Origin of the sequence: Streptomyces sp. BF23-19 (assembly GCF_041106355.1) — a bacterium.
Taxonomy (GTDB): Bacteria; Actinomycetota; Actinomycetes; order Streptomycetales; family Streptomycetaceae; genus Streptomyces; species Streptomyces virginiae_A.
The window spans coordinates 1-18,705 of sequence record NZ_JBGBPT010000049.1; the positions used below are offsets into that span (position 1 = coordinate 1).

Below are 18,705 nucleotides of genomic sequence, written 5' to 3' on the forward strand. Positions count from 1 at the left end.
TGGTACCGGTGGAAGATCCCGGCCGGACCCGAGGCGAACACCTCGATACGCCCGTCGGCATTCGCACCCGCGGCGATATCGCGACCGCCACCCCCGAAGGATTCCCACCCGGACCAGCCACCCGAAGGCGCGGTCTGGTACCGGTGCTGGAAAGTGCTGCCGTTGATGGCCAGGAGTTCGAGTCGGCCGTCCGCGTTGGGTGAGATGGCGAGTTCGGCGTTGCCCGGGCCGCCCAGGTTCTCCCACGCCGACCAGCCACCGTTCGCGGCCGTCTGCCAGGCGTGGTACACACCGTCCGCGCCGGCCGCGAACACCTCCAGCCGACCGTCCGCCGACCGGGCCGACACCACCCGCCCCGACTCCACCGGATGCACGAGCGGAGCCGGACCGGGGCCGGGGCCCTGACCCGGCGTGCAGGGCATCTCCACCCCGCGCTCCGCGAGGTAGGGGACGGGGTCGGTGCGGACGCTCGTGTTCGGATCGGCCCAGACCCGCAGATGGAGGTGGGGGCCGCTGGACTGGCCCTCGCTGCCCATCAGCGCGATGCGCTGTCCGGCCACGACGTGGTCGCCGACGGCAACGTCCCGCTGCTGCATGTGCCCGTACTCGGTCACCGTCCCGTCGACGTGCCGGATGCGGATCCACTGGCCGTAGCCGGGTTCGTAGCCCGAGATGGTGACCTCGCCGTCGCCCACGGCGTGGATCGGGGTGCCGTAGTCGTTCGCGATGTCGATGCCGTTGTGCGCCTGGCTGTAGTACTGGGATATGAAACCGGACGTCGGGCACGAGGCGGCGAAGCCGGCGGTCCGGGCGGCGGCCGTGGACGGGGCCACCACCGCCGGCAGCACCGCGGCGGCCGCCGCCGCCAGGATCAGCACCGACGAGCGTCGGGACATACCGAGAAGCACGAGACGTTCCTCCCCCTGGGTCGTCGGGCCGGTCAGGCCTTGCGGAGCCGCGCGATGATGCCGTTGATGTCGTGGTCCAGCAGGTCGTGGCGGACGAAGTGGCCGCCGGGCACCTCGTGCGACTCGTGCGGGATACCGGCGCGGTCGAGGAGGCCGCGGAACTCCCGCTGACCGGCGAGCACCTGGGTCTCGTTGGCGGTGTCGAACCAGCTGATCGGGTCGGGACTGGTGCCCGCGACCAGGAAGACCCGCTTGTTGCGGTAGCTCTCGATGCGCTGCACCGGGTTGTCCGCGTTCACCCGCGCCTCGTCCCACAGCGGCGCGCCGTAGACCGTACCGCCGCCCAGGTCCAGGGCCGCGGAGGAGAGGTTGGCCCAGTGGGTCACGAGGCCGTTGTCGCGGCGCATGCTGGCCGGGCCCGAGTGGGCGCTGACGGAGGCGAAGTGGCCCCAGTACTTGGCGGCGTACTTCAGCGCGCCGAAGCCGCCCATCGAGAAGCCGCCGACGGCCCTGCCGTCGTACTCGGCGAAGGTACGGAAGTTCGCCTCGACCCACGGGAGAAGCTGGGCGATGTGGAAGTGCTCCCAGTTCCGGGGACCGACGTTGGAGCTCACCGGGTTGGAGTACCAGCCCGCGTGGCCACCGTCGGGCATCACCACGATGATCGGCTTGCCCGCGGTCCAGTCCCGGATGCGCTCGCGGTCGAAGGTGATGAAGTCCTGGTCCGTGCCACCTCCGTGGAAGAGGTAGAGGACGGGATAGGTACGCCCGCTCCAGTGGTAGTCGTCGGGGAGCAGTACGTTGACCGCCGGGTCCCAGCCGATGGCCTCGGTGTCGAACCGGTAGTACCACATCCGGTGGTCGTTCTCGTTGCGGTCCACGATGCGCAGGCCGAAGCCGTCGCCGACCGCCGCGGCCGGGGAGGCCGCCGACAGGACGCCCCCGGCGCCCAGGGCCATCGCGGCCGAGAGCCCGCCGGCGGTCTTGAGGATGTTCCTGCGGGTGGGGTGGTTCGCGGCCAACGGGGCCTCCTGGTCGCAAGGGTGCGACGCCGGGCGGTGTCCACGGGACCCGGCGCGCAGTGGTGTGGGCTGGCGCTTGGGAACGTAGCAACGGCGGCCGGTACCAGGGGATCCGGAACATTGCGGGATGACAGGCGGGCGCGGCTCGGGTAGCGCTCGTCGCGCCGGAGGGGTGGCGCCGTGTCGCCCGGACGACGCGCTGCCCGCTCGCCTGCGGGGCGGGGCCGTCGGCCGGCCCTACGGTAGGCGCCATGGCCCCTGACGAGACGCCCCCGGCCGGGTCCCCCGGCGGCGCCGCTCCCGGAGCGGACGACGAGCAGGCCTTCGATCGCGATCCGCGATTCGCCGCCGCCCGGCTGAAGGAGCGGCTGTACGCCACCATCACCATGATCTCGGTGGTGATCGGGCTCGCGATCTCCGATCACATCAGCGCCACCGGAGCCGCCGCGACCGTGGCGACGGCCGCGGTGGGCCTCTGGCTGGCCTCGCTGGTCGCGGACCAGCAGGCCCACCGGGTCGTCCACGGTCGGCTGGCGACCGGCCACGAGCTGCGCCGCATGCTGTCCGTCAGCAGCCCTCTGCTGCTGTCCGCCGCGGGACCGCTGGTGCTGATCGGCTCGGCGGCGCTCGGGCTGATGGAGGTGGACACCGCCCTGCTGTTCTCGGCCGGGGTGAGCGTCGCCGGGCTGTTCACCTGGGGCTGGTACGGCGGCGTCCGCATGGGGGGCGGCACGGGCCTGGCGCTGCTGGCAGGCACCCTGGACGCGGCCATCGGCACCGCGGTCGCCCTGGTCAAGGCCGCCGCCGGCCACTGATCCCGGCCGGTGATCCCCGCCGACGGCCCGCCCGACCGCCCCGCGCCGCCGCGAGGACGCGGGAATCCCGGTCCCGCCGTAGCGTGGAAGCATCAGAGGCACTCCGCGGTGAGGGGCGATGCGCCATGACCTGGGCTTCGTGGACGACGACAGGAGTCTTCGCCGGACGCGGCGGAGTACGCACCGACGAGGCGGGAGTCCTCAGTGGGGACCTGACCGTGCACACCACCTGGTCGAGCCCGGAGGCCCAGGTGGCGGTGCAGTACACCGGCGGCTCGGACTGGTTCACGGTGACCGGCAGTCCGGTGCGCTGCGAATCGGAGGAATTCAGCCGCCTGCTGCACCAGGCCGTGGTGGATGCCGTACGCGCCGACGGGGCGGCCACGGTCCCGCAGGACCTGCCGGAGGAAACCCCCCGGGTTCCGCGCACGCCGGCCACCTGATCGGCTCCCCCGCGGCGCCTGCATCAGACGTCAGGCACCGTCGGCGGCGAGCGCGAAGGCGGCGAGCGCCGTGGGCGAGGTGGGGCCGGTGCCAGGGCCGTGGTCCGCCCTGATCGACAGGACAACCCCCGGGGCGGACCGCCCTGTGCCGCTCCGCGGAGTATCCGGACGGTCACTCTCAGCCTATCTGACCGAAAACGACTGGTGCGCATCACGACCTGGTGCTGCGACCGGAAAGGTCCACCGGGTCACAGCACCAGCGGTTGGCGGCGCCGAACCACAGGGGCACCCGGTCGAGCAGATCCTGCTGGTCGGCGCCGACCCAGGCCACATGCCCGTCCGGGCGGAGCAGCACCGCGGGCACGTCCAGTTCCTCGCTGTCGTCGACGACATGGTCGATCCGGTCGGCCCAGCCCGTCACCGAGAGCCGGCCGGTCCGGTCCAGCAGCAGTCCGCGGCCCTCGTGCGTCAACTCGTAGAGACTCCCCCGCTTCAGCGTGATGTCCCGCATCCGCCGACCGAGCAGTTCGTGGCCCTCGCCGAAGTCGTAGCGGATCCCGATGGCGGTGATCTTCTCGATCAGGTACCGGCTGACGTTCTCGAACTCCATCAGCTCGGACAGCAGCCGGCGCACCGCCCTCGCGCCGGGTTCCGTGGACATCAGCTCCATCTGCGCGCGGGTGTTGTCCAGTACGTCGGCAGCCACCGGGTGGCGTTCGGCCTCGTAGCTGTCCAGCAGGCCTTCCGGCGCCCAGCCGGCCACCTCGGCGGCCAGTTTCCAGCCGAGGTTGAAGGCGTCCTGGATGCCGAGGTTGAGGCCTTGGCCGCCGGTGGGCGGATGGATGTGCGCCGCGTCGCCGGCCAGCAGCACCCGGCCGACCCGGTAGCGCTCGGCCTGCCGGGTGGCATCGCCGAACCGCGACAGCCAACGCGGTGAGTGCGCGCCGAAGTCGGTACCGCCGACGGCCCGCAGCCGTTGTTTGAACTCCTCGAAGGTCGGCCGGGCGGCCCGGTCCTCGGCCACCCCCTCGGCCGGTACGACGACGCGGTACACGCCGTTCCCGAGGGGCGCCGCGCCGAACCGCAGGTGCGTCCTGCGTACCTCGGCCGTCACGGCGGCCAGCGTGTCGGGCTCCGCGGTCAACTCCATCTCGCCGAGCAGCGTCTCGACCCGGGAGGGCTCGCCGGGGAAGCCGATGCCGAGCAGCTTGCGCACCGTGCTGCGGCCGCCGTCGCACGCGACGAGATGGCGCGAGCGCAGCCGCGTACCGTCGGCCGGCTCGACGCTCACCCCGTCCTCGTCCTGGCTCAGCCCGACCAGTTCGCAGCCGCGCCGGATCTCGGCACCGAGCTCGGTGGCGCGCTCGGACAGCAGGCGATCGGTGACGGGCTGGGGGATCCCGAGGACGTACGAGTGGGCGGTGTCCATCCGGTCGGGCCAGGACGTGCCGAGGCCGGCGAAGAAGCCGCCGACCTCGAAGCGCCGGCCGTGCTCGAGGAACCGCTCCAGCAGGCCGCGCTGGGCCATCACCTCGATGCTGCGCACATGCAGGCCGAGCGCGCGGACGAACGGCGTCGGCTCCGTCTCCTTCTCCAGCACGAGCACACGCACACCGTGCAACCTCAACTCGCAGGCCAGCATCAGAGCGGTCGGCCCAGCGCCGACAACGATCACGTCGATCATCGGAAATCCCCCATCAGCACGTCGCACAAGGCCCGTATGCCGATATGGGCACGCAGGCTTCGTGAATCCCGGATTTCGCCATGTTCCGGGCTTCGACGGGAGAGTCTGCGGTACCACGGGGGCCTTGCCGCAAGCCCCCCGTCGCGCTATATCTTGAGAGTGGCAAGGAGTGGTCCATCTCCTTGCCTTTTGTTTTTGGCGCCCGCTGAGGGCGTGGGCGCGCAGCGGCGGGGGCGACCGCCCTGTGGTCGCCCCCGCCTGTTCATCGCGGCTCAGAAGTCACGCGCCGTTCCCGGTCTCAGAACTGCAGCGCCCACGAATCGATCTTGCCGGTGTCGACGTTGGCGTTGTCGTTCACGCGGAGCTTCCACACTCCGTTGGCCACCTCGGCGGAGGCGTTGACCGTGAAGGTCTTGATGATGTTGTCCGTGCTGCCGCCGCTGCGGTTGTGGAGGGTGTAGACGGTGCCGTCGGGCGCGACCAGGTCCACCTTGAGGTCACCGATGTAGGTGTGCTTGATGTCGACCGCGACGGCCAGTGACGCCGGGGCGTTGCCGGCGACTCCGCCCACGGTGACGGGCGACTCGACGGTGGCGTTGTCGTTGATCGCGTAGTCGGCGGTGTTCTCGAACCGCTTGCCGGGCGGGACGGTGCCACCCTCACCGACGTTGAGCAGCAGGTTCGGCGATCCCGTGCCGGGGCCGGTCACCACGTTCGGGGTCGCGGCGCTCACCAGGCCGTCGCGGACCTGGGCCGGGGTGCTCGCCGGGTTCTGCGCCAGGTACAGCGCGGCCGCACCGACCACGTGCGGGGTGGCCATCGAGGTGCCGGAGATGGTGTTGGTGGCCGTGTCGCCGGTGCCCCACGAGGAGGTGATCGAAGAGCCCGGCGCGAAGATGTCCAGGACCGTGCCGTAGTTGGAGTAACTGGCCTTGGCGTCGGTGTTGGTGGTGGCGCCGACCGTGATGGCCTCGGCCACACGCGCCGGGGACTTCGTCGACGCGTTGGTGGACTCGTTGCCCGCGGCGACGCCGTAGGTGATGCCGGAGGCGATGGAGTTGCGCACGGCCGTGTCGAGCGCGGAGTCCGCACCGCCGCCGAGCGACATGTTGGCCACCGCCGGCTTGACCGCGTTGCGGGTCACCCAGTCGATGCCCGCGACGACCTGGGCCGTCGTACCGCTGCCGTTGTTGTCGAGCACGCGGACGCCGACGATCTTGGCCTTCTTGGCCACGCCGTACGCGCCGCCCGCGACGGTGCCGGCGACGTGCGTGCCGTGGCCGTGGCCGTCCTGGGCGGTGTTGTCGTTGTCGATGGCGTCGTAGCCGTAGGAGGCGCGGGTGCCGAAGTCCTGGTGCGTGATGCGGACACCGGTGTCGATGATGTAGGCGGTGACGCCCTCGCCGGCCTTGTCGGGGTAGGTGTAGCTCTGGTTGAGCGGGAGCGCGCGCTGGTCGATGCGGTCCAGGCCCCAGGACGGCGGGTTGGGCTGGGTCGCGTCGACGGTGAAGACACGGTTCTGCACGACGGACTTGACCGCCGGGTCGGCGGCGAGCTTCTTCGCCTGCGCCTCGGAGACCTCGACGGAGTAGCCGTTGAGGGCGGCGCTGTAGGTCTTGTCGATCTTCGCGCCGTACCGCTTGGCGACGGCCTTGCCGCTGTCCGCGGTGGAGCGGGCGGCGGAGTCCTTCAGGGTCACGATGTAGCTGCCGGAGACGGTCCCGGCGGCGCCGGCGTTCTCGATGACGCCCTGCGGGCCGTTGTCGGCCGCCGAGGCGGGTAACGCGGCAGCGGCGCCGAGCGCGAGGGCGACGACGGCGGTCGCACTGATGCCGGCGAGCCTCCGGCGGGTGTGACGCATCACGGACATGTGGGGGGTCCTCCTCTGGGTGGGCACTGCGGGCGGAGCGGCGGCCTGACGGGCATGGACATGGGCACGGTCACGGAATGGACCCAGACATGGGCATGACCATGACAATTCGAGCTCGACGGGCTGTCGCTACGAAAGGTTGACCCACCCCCGTCTCACCCACAAGAGGCCCACGGACGCGTAACATCCCTGCCATGCCCCGGTCATGATTGAGCAAAGGTGCTCCGCACATGACGTAGGCACGGCCCGGCCGGGCGGACCCCGAACGGCCCTCGCGCGCCGCCCCGCGGACGGCTGCCCGCCCCCGCCCGCTGCGCGGGTGCCCCCGGGACCTCGATTTCCCGCCGCAGCCGGACCCGCCGCCGGTCCCGGCCGCGGGCGCGAACGCGCCGCCGCTGTACGGTCCGAGCCGCCACCGCCTGCCGTGTTCCCGGCGCCCCTGCCGGCGGGGCCCTCGTCGAGCGCGCCGCCGACCGCACGGGTTCAGGCCAAGCGGGACCCCCTCGCGCCGGCCCCGCCGAGCGAGGGCCAAAAGCGCGGACGCCCGCGGATCCGGCCCTGCGGCCGGCTCCCGAGCGGGCACTCGCGGGCCGCGGCGAGCTCCCGGAACACCGTCGGCGGCGCGTACCGCCCACAGGCCGCGCCGAGTTGTGAAATTTTCGTGCGCGCCACCTTCGCCCGGCCCGACCGGACGGGCCCGTGGTATCCCGTCGCCTCCCCGGGACGGGGGAGGCAACTGCGACGGGCGGGGGATGCGGCGCTCGGGTCGACCTTCGAGGATGGAATTCCTGCCGGTGGAAGGGGAGTTCGGGTGGAGCACTGGGATCGGGTCGGGCGACGAGCGGCTTACGGAGCCGCCTTGGCGCTGTTGCCGTACCTGCTGATCAAGGTGTCCTGGGTGGTGGGCTCGCTCATGGGGCTGCTGCCGGTCGGTCATGGGTTCGGCATGGCGGAGTGGGTGGTGCTCAACACCGTCACGGTCGGCATGGCCGCGATCGGGATCGCGTCGGCGCTGGCGCTGGTGCGGCCGTGGGGCATGCGGATACCGGGGGCGCCGGTCGTGTTCTGCGTGTGGGTGGGGTCGGGGTTCCTCGTCTCGATCCTCCCGTTCGGCGTGTTGGGCGCGCTCCTGGATGCGGGCGGCAGCTCGCCGGGCGAGGCCGGGAATCCGGCCGATCCGGCCATGCCGGTCTGGGAGGGCGTACTGCTCCAGTTCGGGTTTCTGGGGATGGGCCTGGGGCTGACCCTCGCGGTCCCCGCGTATCTGCGGCGGCGTTGGCCGGCCTCGTTCGCGGGGCGGGTCGGCGACGGCCCGCGCACGGCCCTGCCCTGGGCGGCCGTGGTCGGTGCGGCGGTCGGGCTGTGCTGGCTCTACTGGGCAGCCGGCGGCACGGTGGGTATCGCGCACCCGGCCGAACGGGTCACCGACTGGTACGTGCTGGGGGCGGTCTCCGGTTTCTGGGCGCTGGCCTGCTCCGCCGCCGTCGAAATCATCACCCGGGCACGGCCTGCCCGGTTGCCCCGAGCTGTGCCTCTGATGTTCGGCTGGGTCGGGTCGGGCTCGCTGTTCGCGTGGAGCGGCTGGAAGCTACCCGTCACGCTGTACCTGGCCTGGGCCGACCCGGTCGGCGCACGCCCGCCCGAGCACCTGGCGGTCGCGGTGGTGCTGCACCTGTGCGCGGTGGTGGCGGGAGCGGCGATGCTGCGGACACTGGTGCGCTCGCACCGGCGGCAGGACAGCTGACGGGACGAGGCCTACGGGGCGAGGTGCCACCACTGGTCGTCGTACTGCTCGCCGCAGGAGATCTGCGCCGCGGGCCGGGCCGCCCCGCGGCCCTGGACCAGCAGGCACCTGGCGGTGACGGCGTTGCGCAGTACGAAGTGGTCGGCCCGGTCACCGCTCCCCCACAGCAGTTCCCAGCGCTGCCTGTCGTGGCGGGCCGCGGTGCAGGCGAACTGCCGGACGGGGGCCAGGTTCTCCGTGCCCATCACGGCCAGGCACCGGCCGCTGTACGCGTTGCGCAGCGTGCGGGTGTCACCGCTGCCGTCCTGCTGGGCGAGCGTCCAGGTCCGGTCGGCATCGGCCGTGCAGGTGTCCTGCACCGCGACGAGGTCGTCCTCGGTGCCGGTGACCCGCAGGCACATCCCGCTGTCGCGGTTGACCAGCCGCCCGGTGAGGGCCGACGGATCCGCCGTACCCGTACGAGGAGCCGTACCCGTAGCCGTGGCAGGGGCCGAGCTCCCGCCGGGCGGGGCTACCGCCCCGGAGTCCTGGCCCGTGCCGCCCACCCGGACGGCGATCACGGTGGCCACGCACACCAGGGCGACCGCGCAGGCCGACACGATGCCGACGCGGTGCTCGTGGACGTTGACCTGGAGGTTCCCACTGCCGCGCTGTACCCCGGACGGGCCGTGGTAGCTATCACCGGGGCGACCGTCCTCGCGCCCGCCGTCGCCCGCGTCGGGCCCCGTCCCGCTCACGGGCGGGAGTCGAACCGGTTCACCTGCACGTTGCCGTCCCCGGACTGCACCGCCGTCGGGCCGAAGTACGTGTTCCGGGTAATTCCTCCGGCGGCCGGGCGCGCCCCCGCCGCGGCCGCGTCGAGCAGCGCCCGGAACTCCGCCGCGACCGCAGCCCGTTCGTCCGGGTCGAGCTGCTCCAGCAGGTCCTCGGTGCGGGTCCGCCAGGCGGCGCCGTGCCGGGCCCGCTCCTCGCTGCCGTTCGCCGCCGGCTCGTTGCCCTCCGGCTCGTCGGCGTCCTGCCCCGCTGCCGTCAGCTCCGCCGCGGTCCGGTCCAGCCGTTCCAGCTGGACGGCCTCCTGCTGCCGGTCCCCTCGGCCGAACACCCGGGCCAGCCGGTTCCGCATGACCTGCCAGGCGTCGGTTCCTGCCGCCTGCACGACACCCGACCCCACCGACGCGGCCAGCGCGACCATCGCCTCGTCCAGCATGAAGTTCCCCCTTCGCCGTCCCCGCGCAACAGCGTCAACGGTAGCCCCGCCGGACCAGGGGTCAACAGCGCCGCCGACAACCTCCTGGACCGGGAGTACGAGCCGGTCCAGGAGGCCTGCGAGGCCGCCGCCCTCGAACAGAACGTCGCCGCGGGAGACCTCCGGCTGGACCGGGCGCAACTGCGAGGCCTCGACCTCCTGGCCGGCCCGGACACCCCCTAGGGCGTCGGCCGCTGCGGGGTGCTGGCCACGCCCGAGGCGCGGCCGCTGAGTTCGGCGTCCAGGGTCCGCTGGGCCGTGCTCATGGATGCGGCGTACTTCGGTTCGGACATGCGCCGCCAGGCCTCGTCCGGCGGGACCTCCTCGACCCGGCTCACCACCCACCAGATGTTGCCGAACGGGTCCTTCACCCGGCCCCCGCGGTCCCCCCACGCGCTGTCGGAGACCTCGGTGACCACACGGGCTCCGTGAACCACGGCGGCGGCCATGGCGGCGTCCGCGTCGCGCACGTAGATCCGCAACAGGGAGGGCGTGGCCGGCCAGTCGGGCCGCCGGTCGAAGGCCAGCACGACCGTGTCGCCGACCCGGATCTCGCCGTGGCCGATGCTGCCGTCCGCGACGGCGACCCGGGCGATCTCCTCGCCGTCGAACGCCGCGGTGATGAAGTCGAGCAGCGCGCCCGTGTCGTCGGTGACGACCCAGGGCGCGACGCTGGTGTACCCCTCGGGGGCGAAGTGGTCCATCGGCCTCCTCCTGTCCTTTTCCCTTTTTGCTGTTCCTGCCGCTCCTCGTGCCATCACCACCGTAGGCGTGAACCAGGTCGGAACATGTCCTCGTTCGGGTGGCGGTCCCCCACGCCGGTGCGGTCTGCCCGACCGGGTGTGTCGGTGTTGGCCGCGACGCGTTCCGTCCGGCACGGTGGGCGCGATCGGTGGCCGTCGCGCGCACGCGTGCGACGGTCGCGCCGCGCGCGGGAGAGGTTCCCATGACCGAGAACGGCAGTTCCCCGACCGGCCGCCGCGCCCTCCTGCTGGCCGCCGGGTCGGTCGGGGTCGCGGCGCTGACGGCGGCCTGTTCCGGCCCGGCCGCCACCCGGGGGGCGGCCGGACGGCCTTCCGCGGCACCGACCGCGGCTCCGTCGCCCGGTGGCAGCACCCCGGCCTGCGTTCTCGCCGTCAAAGCGGGCGCCGGCCCGTACTACCTCGACCTGGACCGGGACCGCTCCGACATCACGGAGGGCCGCGAGGGGGTGCCTTTCCGGCTCGACCTCACCGTCGTACGGGTCTCCGCGGGCTGCCGGCCCGTCACGGACGCCGCGGTCGACATCTGGCACGCCGACGCCTCGGGGGCCTACTCCACCGGTGGGACCACGTTCCTGCGCGGTACGCAGGTCACCGACGGCGCCGGCCGCGGTACGTTCCGCACGATCGTGCCCGGCTGGTACGCCGGGCTGGCACCGCACATCCACTTCAAGGTGCGTCCCGACCGCCGCACCGAGACGACCTCGCAGTTCTTCTTCCCCGAGGACGTACTGGTCCAGGTGTACGCCCGCCCGCCCTACACGCGGCGCCGCGCGCCGGCGCACCCCAACGCCCGTGACAGCCGCTACCGCGCCGCCGGCGCCGCGATGACGCTGGCCCTCGTCCCCGACGGGGTCGGCTACCGCGCCACGTACACCGTCGGAATCGACTGAGCCTGAGCCTGGGCCCGGACCCGGACCCGGACCCGGGCCTGGACGTCAGAGGAGCGCGAGGCCCTCGATGAGTTCGGCCCCGGGGATCTGCCCGAACAGCTTCCCGGGGGCGATGAGCTTGCCGCGCCGGCGTCCGCTGCCGACGAGTACGTACGGCATGTCGGCGACGGCCGCGTCCACCAGGAGCGGCCAGTCGGCCGGCAGGCCGAGCGGGGTGATGCCCCCGTACTCCATGCCCGTCAGCTCCACGGCCGTCTCCATCGGCGCGAAGGACACCTTGCGCGCGCCCAGGTGGCGCCGGACCGCGCCGTTGACGTCGACCCGGCCGGCGGAGGGCACGAGGCAGGCGGCGAGGGTGACCGCGCCGCCGCGCTTGGCGGCGACCACGACGCAGTTCGCCGACGTGCCGAGGAGCTCCGGCCCGTAGTGCGCGACGAAGGCGCCGGTGTCGGCGATCGCGGGGTCGGTGTCCACGTAGACGATCCGGTCCGCGGGCACGTCCCCGGCCCAGCCGCGGACCGCTTCGGCTACGGGCGGGGTGAGTTCCGCGAGGCAGTCGGGAGCCGGCACCGCGTTGTCGAAGGACCCGAGGGGAGCGCGCATGCCCGCACGCTAACACGGCCCGCGCACTCCCCCGAGGGCCGTCCGCCGTACCCTTCGACAGGTGAGCGCGGTCGCCGGTTCGGGGTGGTCGAGGAGCAGACCGACGGCCCGCCCGCGTGCGCCGAGCCGGCGCCCCGTGAGCTCGGCCCAGGCGGTCGAGTACCCCTCACCGGGGGCGTCGCCCTGCCGCGTCAGCCGACCTGGATCCCGATGACGCAGGTGTCGTCGTCCGTGTCGGACCGGCTCTCGGCGAGGAGTCGGTCCAACTGCCGGTCCAGGTCTCCGGCGCAGGCGGCCGCCGCGTTCATGAGGTGGCCGAGCGAGTCCTGCACCGAGGAGTCCCGCCGCTCCACCAGTCCGTCCGTGTACATCAGCAGAGTGTCGTCCGGTTCGAGCCGCACCTCCCGCTCGGCGTACGTCACCTCGGGGAGCGCGCCGAGCAACAGGCCTTCGATGAGCGGGAAGGCTTCCGCCTCGCCGTCGCGGACGAGTACGGGCGGCAGGTGGCCGGCGCGCGCCCAGCGCATCACCCTGGTGCTGGGGTCGAAGATCCCGCAGACCGCGGTGGCCGTCACGTGCTTGGCGAGATGGTGGGTGACCGTGTTGAGCCAGGACAGCAGCTGGGCGGGGCCCGCTCCGGTCACGGCGAGGCCGCGCAGCGCGTTGCGCAGGACGACCATGCCGGTGGCCGCCTCGATGCCGTGTCCGGCGACGTCGCCCACGGAGAGCATGACCAGCCCGGAGGGCAGGACCACCGTGTCGTACCAGTCTCCGCCGACGAGCGACTCGGTCTCGGCGGGCCGGTAGCGGACGGCGACGCGCACGCCGGGGGCCTCGATGGCCGGCGGGGTGGGCGGCATGATCGCGTGCTGGAGTTGCAGGGCGAGGCGGTTGCGTTCGGCGGACTCGGCCTCGGTGTGGGCGAGTTGGTCCCGGGTCGCGGCCAGGGCGACCTCGGTCCAGTGCTGAGCGGAGATGTCCTGGTAGGCGCCCCGGACGGCGTGGAGTCGCTGGTCGGCGTCGAGGACGGGCTCGGCGACGACGCGGATGTGGCGGGTGATGCCGTCGGACCTGCGCAGGCGCAGGTTGACGGAGGCGGGCCGGCGGTAGCGCAGCACGGCCCGTAGGAAGCGGGCCAGGGCGGCGGAGTCGTCGGGGTGGGCGTAGCCGGGCAGTTCCCGTAGCCGTACGGGCGGGGCGGTGGTCGGCAGTCCGTGGAGCGCGTACAGCTGCGCGTTCCAGGTGATGCCTCCGGTGACGAGGTTCTCCTCGAAGCCGCCGATCCGGCCCAGGCGCTGGGCGTGCTGGAGGAGGTCGGCCAGCCGTGCCGTCTCGTCCTCGACGCGCCAGATCAGCAGGACGGCGGCCCCGTGCCGGCTGACGCTGATGTCCGCGACGGAGGTGAGGGGGATCTGGTCGACGAGCGCGGTAAGGCTCATGCGTTCGGCACGGAAGGGCTCGCCCGTCGCGTGCACGCGCTCGACGATGTCGAAGAGCCCGCTCTCGCCGCCGGCCATCGGGTAGGCCTCCAGCAGCCGCGCGCCGTTCACGTCGCCGCGCGGCCGCCCGGCGGGATCGACGAACCGGCTGCTGGCGTGGCGGATGCGGAAGTCGGTGAGCCGGCCGTCGTGGTCGAGTACCGGGGTGAGGACCACGGCGGGGTCGTGCAGGCCCTCGGAGAGGTCGATCAGCTCCGCGACGTCCGGGAGCACCGCGTCGAGCGCGCCGGGATCGGCCGTGGGCGCGGCGTCCATGGTGCGGGCGCAGAGTTCGGCGAGGGCCTCGACCTGGCGCTCGATCTGCGGGGGTTGTGGCGCGAGGGGTTGCGGCCAGCAGATTTCGAGGACGCCGTGGATCCGTCCGCCGGTCCCGGCCGGTACGGCCATCCGCCCGCCGTCGGGCCGCTGGAGGTGGCCGATCGAGGGAGGTCCGTCGTGCTGGATCCGGGCGAGGGTGACCAGTCGGCGTTCGCGCAGCGCGAGGCGGGCGACGGTGGAGACGCCCGGGGGGACGTGGCGCCAGCGCGCGGCTTCGCCGGGCGGGAAGCCGGCGTGGCCCGCGAGGGCCAGCGAGCCGTCGGGGGCCGCGCTCCATACGGCGACGGCGTCGGCTCCCAGCGGCCCGAGGGCGTTCGTCAGGAGGGATTCGGCCACCGCCTGGGTGTCGTCGGCGGCGGCAAGTACCCCGCTCTCGGCGGTACGCAGGCGCACCGAGACCGTGGTGGACCGCTCGGCCGGTTCCGGTGTGCCGGTGCGCCGGGCGAACGCGGCGGCGACCTCGCTGACGTGGTCGCGGGAGGCCTGGTTGACGATGTCGGCGGCGAGTTCGAGCGGGGACAGCCCGGTCTCGCGGGACAGCTCGTCGAGCTGGCGTGCCGCCGCCGCGGGGGTGCAGCTGAGCTGTCCGATCAGGATGCCCTTGGCCAGTTCGACCAGGGCCCTGCCGTCCGCGGCGGCGTGTGCCTCCCGTACTTCGCGGCGGAGCCGTTCGACGGTGGCGACCAGGCGTCCCAGGGGGGTGGGCGCCTGGTGGGGGACGGCATTCCGCGGCGGCTCCTCGGCGAGCGTTCCGGGCGAGCGGGTTTCGTAGGGCCGCTGGATGTCGTCGGGCCGCTGGATGTCGTCGGGCCGCTGGGTGTCGGGGGTCATCCGATGAGCCAGTGCCGGACGCGGGCGATGAGGTCGTCGGCGTCGACGGGCTTGGTCACGTAGTCGCTGGCACCCGCGGCGAGGCTCTTCTCGCGGTCACCGGGCATCGCCTTGGCGGTGACCGCGATGATGGGCAGCCCCGCGTAGGCCGGCATCCGCCGGATCTCGGCGGTCGCCGCGTAGCCGTCCAGTTCGGGCATCATCACGTCCATCAGGATCAGGTCGACGCCCTCGTTGTGGACGAGGGTGTCGATTCCCTTGCGGCCGTCCTCCGCGTGGAGCACGCGCACACCGTGCAGTTCCAGCACGCCGCTGAGGGCGTACAGGTTGCGCGCGTCGTCGTCGACGACGAGGACGGTGCGTCCGGCCAGGTCGTCGTCGAGCGGAGGGGAGCTCTGCCGGTCCTGGGTCTCCGCGTGGACGAGGGGCAGTACGTCCCCCGGTCGCTCGGCGGACAGGTGCAGCACGATGCGTTCCCGTAGCTCGTCCAGGCTCGACAGCAGTTCCAGCCGGCGTGACGCGGCCCGGTCCCGCAGCGCCCGTTCCTGTCCGCTCTTCAGGCGGGGGTTGTTGTGCGCGAGGACCGGGAGGGAGGAGAGCGCCGGGTCTCCGTCGAGCGCGTCGAGGAAGCGCAGGGCCTCACCGCCGGGCATGTCGAGTTCGAGGACGACGCAGTGGAAGGAGTGCGAGGCCAGGGCCGCGGCGGCTTCCCGCGAGCTCGTGGCGTTGACCACCTGGACGCCCTCGTGGTGGTCGCCGGGCGGCCGGTGGTCGGGGGTGAGGTCCCGGTCGGCGCTCTCGGCGACCAGGGAGAGCAGGCCGTTGGGGCGCTCCTCGATCACCAGGAGGCGGCGGGCCCGCCGCTGCGGCGGGACGGGAGCGGTCGTGCCGGCGGCGCCGGCCGGTACGGGGCGTCCGGCGGCGGCCGTGGGCCGGGCCGCCGCGGAAGAAGCCTCGGGGAGGGGATCCTCCTCGTAGTGCGCCCGGCTGACCGGCAGGTACAGGGTGAAGGTGCTGCCCTGCCCCGGTGTGCTCTCGGCGGTGACGGCACCGCCGAGGAGTTGGGCGATCTCGCGGCTGATGGAGAGCCCCAGCCCGGTGCCGCCGTACTTGCGACTGGTGGTGCCGTCGGCCTGCTGGAAGGCGCCGAACACGGATTCCAGCTGCTGCTCCGGGATGCCGATGCCGGTGTCCCGTACCCGGAAGGCGAGCATGGGCGCGCGGCCGGGGAGCCCGGCGGGGACCTCGGGCGCCGCGGCGGGTTCGATCCGTAGCTCGACACCGCCGCGCTCGGTGAACTTGACCGCGTTGGAGATCAGGTTGCGCAGGATCTGGCGCAGCCGGGCGTCGTCGGTGAGCAGGTCGGCCGGGGCGTCGGGGGCGGTGGTGACGGTGAAGTCGAGGCTCTTCTGCGTGGTCAGCGGCCGGAAGGTGGCGTCGACGTACTCCAGCAGCTGCGGCAGGTCCACCCGCTCGGGGTTGACGTCCATCTTCCCCGCCTCGACCTTGGAGAGGTCGAGGATGTCGTTGATCAGCTGCAGCAGGTCCGAGCCCGCCGAGTGGATGATGCCCGCGTACTCGACCTGCTTCGGGGAGAGGTTGCGGGTCGGGTTCTGGGCCAGCAGCTGGGCGAGGATCAGGAGGCTGTTGAGCGGTGTCCGCAGCTCGTGGCTCATGTTGGCCAGGAACTCGGACTTGTAGGTGGAGGCGCGCGACAGCTGCCGGGCCCGGTCCTCCAGTTCCTGCCGGGCCTGTTCGATCTCCAGGTTCTTGGCCTCGATGTCGCTGTTCTGGCTGGCGAGGAGGGCCGCCTTCTCCTCCAGCTCCGCGTTGGAACGCTGCAGTTCCACCTGCTGGACCTGCAGTTCCTCCGAACGTGCCTGGAGCTCCCCGGTCAGCCGCTGGGACTCCTCCAGGAGTTCGTCGGTACGGGCGTTGGCGACGATGGTGTTGAGGTTGACGCCGATGGTCTCCATCAACTGGCCGAGGAAGTCCCGGTGTACGGGGGTGAAGGCGGAGAAGGAGGCGAGCTCGATCACGCCGAGGACCTGGTCCTCCACGACGATCGGCAGGATGATCAGGCTGCCCGGGGTGGTGTGGCCGAGGCCCGAGGAGATGACGTAGCCGCCGGGGACCTGGTCGGTGGCGATGATCCGGTGGCTGCGCGCGGCCTGTCCGACGAGCGACTCTCCGAAGGCGAAGCCGGTGCCCTCGCCGGAGCCGGCGGGGCGGCCGTAGGAGCCGACCAGGATGAGTCGGGGGCCGGCCGGGCCGTCCTCGGCGAGGTAGAAGGCCCCGTACTGGGCGGCGACGAGCGGGGTCAGTTCGTCCATGACGAGTTCCGCGACGGCGGCGAGGTCGCGGTGGCCCTGCATCAGGCCGGAGATGCGCGCCAGGTTGGACTTGAGCCAGTCCTGCTCCTGGTTGGCCCGGGTGCTCTCCCGCAGCGAACCGACCATGGAGTTGATGTTGTCCTTGAGTTCGGCGACCTCTCCCGAGGCGTCGACGGTGATCGAGCGGGTCAGGTCGCCCTCGGCGACCGCGCTGGCGACCTCGGCGATGGCCCGGACCTGGCGGGTGAGATTGCCGGCCAGCTCGTTGACGTTCTCGGTGAGCCGCTTCCACGTGCCGGAGACGCCCTCGACCTCGGCCTGGCCGCCGAGCCGGCCCTCGCTGCCGACCTCCCGGGCCACGCGGGTGACCTCGGCCGCGAAGGAGGAGAGCTGGTCGACCATCGTGTTGATGGTGGTCTTCAGCTCCAGGATCTCCCCGCGGGCGTCCACGTCGATCTTCTTGGACAGGTCGCCGTTGGCGACGGCCGTCGTGACGAGGGCGATGTTGCGGACCTGGCCGGTGAGGTTGTTCGCCATGGAGTTGACGTTGTCGGTGAGGTCCTTCCAGGTGCCCGCGACGTGGGGAACCTGCGCCTGGCCGCCGAGCCGGCCCTCGGTGCCGACCTCCCGGGCCACCCGCGTCACCTCGTCGGCGAACGCGGACAGCGTGTCGACCATCGTGTTGATGACGCCGGCCAGCGCGGCGACCTCGCCCTTCGCCTCGACCATGATCTTCTGCGAGAGGTCGCCGCGGGCGACGGCGGTGGCCACCTGCGCGATGGAACGCACCTGGCCGGTCAGGTTGGACGCCATGACGTTGACGTTGTCGGTGAGGTCCTTCCAGGTGCCCGACACCCCGCGAACCGTGGCCTGGCCACCCAGATTGCCCTCGGTGCCGACCTCGCGGGCCACCCGCGTCACCTCGTCGGCGAACGCGGAGAGCTGGTCCACCATCGTGTTGATGGTCTCCTTCAGCTCCAGGATCTCTCCCCGCGCGTCCACCCGGATCTTCTGTGTCAGATCGCCCTGGGCCACCGCGGTGGTGACCTCCGCGATCGAGCGCACCTGGGCGGTCAGGTTGTCGGCCATGACGTTGACCGACTCCGTCAGGTCCTTCCAGGTACCGGAGACGCCCTTGACGTCCGCCTGACCGCCGAGTCGGCCCTCGGTGCCGACCTCGCGGGCGACCCGGGTGACCTCTCCGGCGAAGGCGGACAGCTGGTCGACCATCGTGTTGATGGTCTCCTTCAGCTCCAGGATCTCCCCGCGCGCGGTGACGTTGATCTTCTGCGAAAGGTCGCCCTTGGCCACGGCCGTGGCGACCTGGGCGATGGAGCGCACCTGGGCCGTGAGGTTTCCGGCCATGAAGTTGACCGAATCCGTGAGGTCCAACCAGGCGCCCCCCACTCCGGGTACGTCCGCCTGGCCGCCGAGGGTTCCCTCGGTGCCCACCTCGCGGGCCACCCGCGTCACCTCGGACGTGAACAGCGACAGTTGGTCGGCCATCCCGTTGAACACGGTGGCGATCTCGCCGAGCAGCCCGTCCGCCGTATCGGGCAGTCTGGTACGGAAGTCCCCGTCCCGTACGGCCGTCAGGCCGGCGAGCAGCTGGCGCAGTTCCGATTCGCCGATCCTGTCCTCGCCAGGGAGCGCCGGTGACCTGCCCAGTGCCTCCGTACCCGTCCGCTCAGCCATCCGCCAACCTCACTCTAGACAACGACCGTGCCGGCGCACG

14 protein-coding genes are annotated in these 18,705 nt (G+C 72.4%); 4 read left to right on the forward strand and 10 right to left on the reverse strand.

Going from position 1 to position 18,705, the window contains the following annotated elements; all coding sequences use genetic code 11:
- A partial coding sequence (locus AB8A24_RS25630; protein WP_369477751.1) for a peptidoglycan DD-metalloendopeptidase family protein occupies positions 1-908 on the reverse strand: 908 nt, incomplete at its 3' end.
- Positions 909-940: 32 nt separating this feature from the next.
- The gene (locus AB8A24_RS25635) at positions 941-1,930 is read right to left on the reverse strand and encodes an alpha/beta hydrolase family protein (RefSeq protein WP_030721513.1); all 990 of its coding nucleotides are present in this window, start codon (positions 1,928-1,930) and stop codon (positions 941-943) included.
- Positions 1,931-2,181: 251 nt separating this feature from the next.
- Here AB8A24_RS25635 and AB8A24_RS25640 point away from each other — a divergent pair, with 251 nt between their 5' ends.
- Together AB8A24_RS25640 and AB8A24_RS25645 are read left to right on the forward strand one after the other, a co-directional pair.
- Positions 2,182-2,745: a hypothetical protein gene (locus AB8A24_RS25640; protein WP_369477752.1), complete on the forward strand. Its 564-nt coding sequence runs from the start codon at positions 2,182-2,184 to the stop codon at positions 2,743-2,745.
- Positions 2,746-2,870: 125 nt separating this feature from the next.
- Positions 2,871-3,188 (forward strand): hypothetical protein, encoded by a 318-nt coding sequence (locus AB8A24_RS25645; protein ID WP_328965218.1) that lies wholly within the window; start codon positions 2,871-2,873, stop codon positions 3,186-3,188.
- Positions 3,189-3,399: 211 nt separating this feature from the next.
- Here the strand turns inward: AB8A24_RS25645 and rox are convergent, their stop codons facing one another.
- The gene (rox, locus tag AB8A24_RS25650) at positions 3,400-4,872 is read right to left on the reverse strand and encodes a rifampin monooxygenase (RefSeq protein ID WP_369477753.1); all 1,473 of its coding nucleotides are present in this window, start codon (positions 4,870-4,872) and stop codon (positions 3,400-3,402) included.
- Positions 4,873-5,170: 298 nt separating this feature from the next.
- A complete protein-coding gene (locus AB8A24_RS25655) occupies positions 5,171-6,742 on the reverse strand; it encodes a S8 family peptidase (protein WP_328965216.1) in 1,572 nt (523 codons plus the stop codon).
- Between the two features lie 811 nt (positions 6,743-7,553).
- On the opposite strand from AB8A24_RS25655, the gene AB8A24_RS25660 reads away from it, so the two are divergent.
- Entirely contained in the window at positions 7,554-8,486 is a 933-nt protein-coding gene (locus AB8A24_RS25660; protein WP_369477754.1) for a hypothetical protein, read from the forward strand.
- Positions 8,487-8,497: 11 nt separating this feature from the next.
- On the opposite strand, the gene AB8A24_RS25665 is transcribed toward AB8A24_RS25660, so the two are convergent.
- From AB8A24_RS25665 to AB8A24_RS25675, 3 genes are all read right to left on the reverse strand, one after another.
- Positions 8,498-9,223 (reverse strand): RICIN domain-containing protein, encoded by a 726-nt coding sequence (locus AB8A24_RS25665; RefSeq protein ID WP_369477755.1) that lies wholly within the window; start codon positions 9,221-9,223, stop codon positions 8,498-8,500.
- Positions 9,220-9,693: a hypothetical protein gene (locus tag AB8A24_RS25670; protein WP_369477756.1), complete on the reverse strand. Its 474-nt coding sequence runs from the start codon at positions 9,691-9,693 to the stop codon at positions 9,220-9,222. The genes AB8A24_RS25665 and AB8A24_RS25670 overlap by 4 nt, the downstream gene beginning before the upstream one ends.
- A gap of 218 nt (positions 9,694-9,911) precedes the next feature.
- Positions 9,912-10,436 (reverse strand): VOC family protein, encoded by a 525-nt coding sequence (locus AB8A24_RS25675; protein WP_369477757.1) that lies wholly within the window; start codon positions 10,434-10,436, stop codon positions 9,912-9,914.
- A 242-nt stretch (positions 10,437-10,678) separates the two neighbouring features.
- On the opposite strand from AB8A24_RS25675, the gene AB8A24_RS25680 reads away from it, so the two are divergent.
- A complete protein-coding gene (locus tag AB8A24_RS25680; protein WP_369477758.1) occupies positions 10,679-11,386 on the forward strand; it encodes an intradiol ring-cleavage dioxygenase in 708 nt (235 codons plus the stop codon).
- A 45-nt stretch (positions 11,387-11,431) separates the two neighbouring features.
- Here the strand turns inward: AB8A24_RS25680 and AB8A24_RS25685 are convergent, their stop codons facing one another.
- The 3 genes from AB8A24_RS25685 to AB8A24_RS25695 all read right to left on the reverse strand — a co-directional run bounded on the left by AB8A24_RS25685 (position 11,432) and on the right by AB8A24_RS25695 (position 18,665).
- Positions 11,432-11,989 (reverse strand): YbaK/EbsC family protein, encoded by a 558-nt coding sequence (locus AB8A24_RS25685; protein ID WP_328965209.1) that lies wholly within the window; start codon positions 11,987-11,989, stop codon positions 11,432-11,434.
- 191 nt (positions 11,990-12,180) lie between these two features.
- Positions 12,181-14,637, reverse strand: coding sequence for a SpoIIE family protein phosphatase (locus tag AB8A24_RS25690; RefSeq protein WP_369477759.1), 2,457 nt, complete (start codon positions 14,635-14,637; stop codon positions 12,181-12,183).
- A complete protein-coding gene (locus AB8A24_RS25695) occupies positions 14,634-18,665 on the reverse strand; it encodes a HAMP domain-containing protein (protein ID WP_369477760.1) in 4,032 nt (1,343 codons plus the stop codon). The genes AB8A24_RS25690 and AB8A24_RS25695 overlap by 4 nt, the downstream gene beginning before the upstream one ends.
- Positions 18,666-18,705 lie beyond the last annotated feature (40 nt).